This window comes from Bacteroidota bacterium, assembly GCA_030706565.1.
Lineage (GTDB): Bacteria > Bacteroidota > Bacteroidia > Bacteroidales > JAUZOH01 > JAUZOH01.
On sequence record JAUZOH010000545.1, the window covers coordinates 1 to 2,092 of the forward strand.

Annotated in this window: 2 protein-coding genes; both read right to left on the reverse strand. The window is 47.8% G+C overall.

From position 1 onward, the window contains the following. The coding region (locus Q8907_16620; GenBank protein MDP4275893.1) for a glycoside-pentoside-hexuronide (GPH):cation symporter at positions 1-1,086 on the reverse strand (1,086 nt) is incomplete at its 3' end. A gap of 80 nt (positions 1,087-1,166) precedes the next feature. Beyond that, positions 1,167-2,092: glycosidase (locus Q8907_16625; GenBank protein MDP4275894.1), on the reverse strand; the 926-nt coding region annotated here is incomplete at its 5' end.

The following is a 2,092-nucleotide window of genomic DNA, read 5'->3' on the forward strand; positions in this document are numbered from 1 at the left end:
GGCATACATCGACCATAGCAGCGGGAAAATGCTACCGGCGCAGATGCTGATCAGAAACTGGAATACATAAATCATCACCAGGCTCCTTTTGTCAAACCAGTAAAATATGATGCTGAGCACCGTGGCAATGACCATTGCCCCCAAATAAGTATATTTTTTCCCTATCCTGTTGGCTACCGGCGTTGCCATCACTACTCCAATTATATTTGAGGCCTGTCCAAGGGTTAAATAAAGGGATGTCAGCGTCATCGAGACGCTCAGCGGGCCGATTCGTATCCCGTCTTTCTCCTGGATAAAATATTTAAAATAATAAACGGCTGCCCCGTCACGGATTGAATTAAAGATTAAGGCTGCTATGCCGGCACCCAGGAGTATCCACCAGGGCCGGTTATGGATCAGATCTTTTATATCTTCCTTTAAAGGCGTTTTCTCTTCCTGGATTGCTTTTACCCGCTCCCGCGTCAAGGAAAAGCAACCTAAAAATAAGAAGATCGTTACGATGGCTATTACAATTACGGCCAGTTCCCAGCCTCTTTGAACATTCACAGGCCCACCGCCCAACTTACTGAAAAATTCCACCAGCGGCTCTATGGCGGCCAAAGCTATCAGGCTTCCAATAAAGGCAAACAGCATCCTGAAGGATGAAAGTGAATTGCGGTCATTCGCCCTGGGCGACATCACTCCAAGCAGCGAGGCATAAGGCACATTGATCAGCGAATAAACCATCATCATCAGGGAATAGGTGATATAGGCATAAATAATTTTCCCAGTCAGGCCAAAAGAAGGGGTGGTAAACATCAGCACCCCGATTATGCCGAAAGGAACGGCTACAAAAAGCAGATAGGGCCGGAACTTCCCCCATTTCGTCTCCGTCCGGTCGGCTATGGCTCCTACCACCGGGTCAAAAAAGGAATCCCAACTCCGGGTTACCAGAAACATCGTCCCCACTACTGCTGCCGGCAAACCAAATACATCGGTGTAAAAAATCAGCAGGTACATGCTGAACAGTTTCCAAAACATGGACGAGGCCATGTCTCCAAAACCATAACCTACTTTTTCCCTTATTTTTAATTTCTCTGTTATCATTCCGTTATGTAATATCCTGTTTCACAATCATTATTCACTTAATAGCAAAACATTAAAATTTCACTCCCTGCCTGTTGATTTTATTTCTGACTCTTTAAATATTCCAGGTTTTTGGAAATCAACCCTTTCAAGGTTTCAACCGAGGCGGCCGAACGGAAGCCATCCGGCTGTGTGTGCAGGCAATAATCCGTCAGCTTATCAACTGTTGATACGGCTACATGCATGCGGGTATCCGACGAGGCATAATAAATGTATACTTTCCCGTCATCATCGGCTATCCAGCCATTGGTAAATAGAACATTGGATACATCGCCTATCCGCTCTTCACCCTGTGGGGCCATGAAATATCCGGCTGGTTCGGCGATTACCCTGGTAGGATCTTCCAGATCAGTCATGTACATGTATAGCACATACCGCAAGCCGGAGGCACAACCCCTCACCCCGTGGGCCAGGTGCAGCCACCCCTTTGATGTTTTTACCGGATGCGGACCTTCTCCGTTTTTCTGCTCCTTTATCGTATGATAATGCCTGAAATTGATGATCTTCTCTTCCTTCACTTCTGCATGGGTGATGTCATCGACCAAAGCCCAGCCAATGCCTCCGCCAGAACCTGCATCTATAAAATCGTCCTGAGGACGGGTATATAAGGCATACTTCCCGTTTACAAATTCAGGGTGCAAAACAACATTCCGCTGCTGGCTTTTTGACTTCAGGTCAGGCAGGCGCTCCCACGTTTTCAAATCGTGGGTACGGGCTATGGCTGCTGCTGCTACTGCTGAGGACAAATCTCCGGCAGGGGCCTTCGGGTCCTTCCGCTCCGAACAGAAGATCCCGTATATCCACCCGTCTTCATGAAGGGTCAGGCGCATGTCATACACATTCGTATCCGGCTCCTCCGTCTCCGGCATACTAACCGGATAATCCCAAAACTTGAAGTTATCCACTCCATTGGGGCTTTCGGCCACCGCAAAAAAAGATTTGCGGTCTACACCTTCCACCCTGGCTA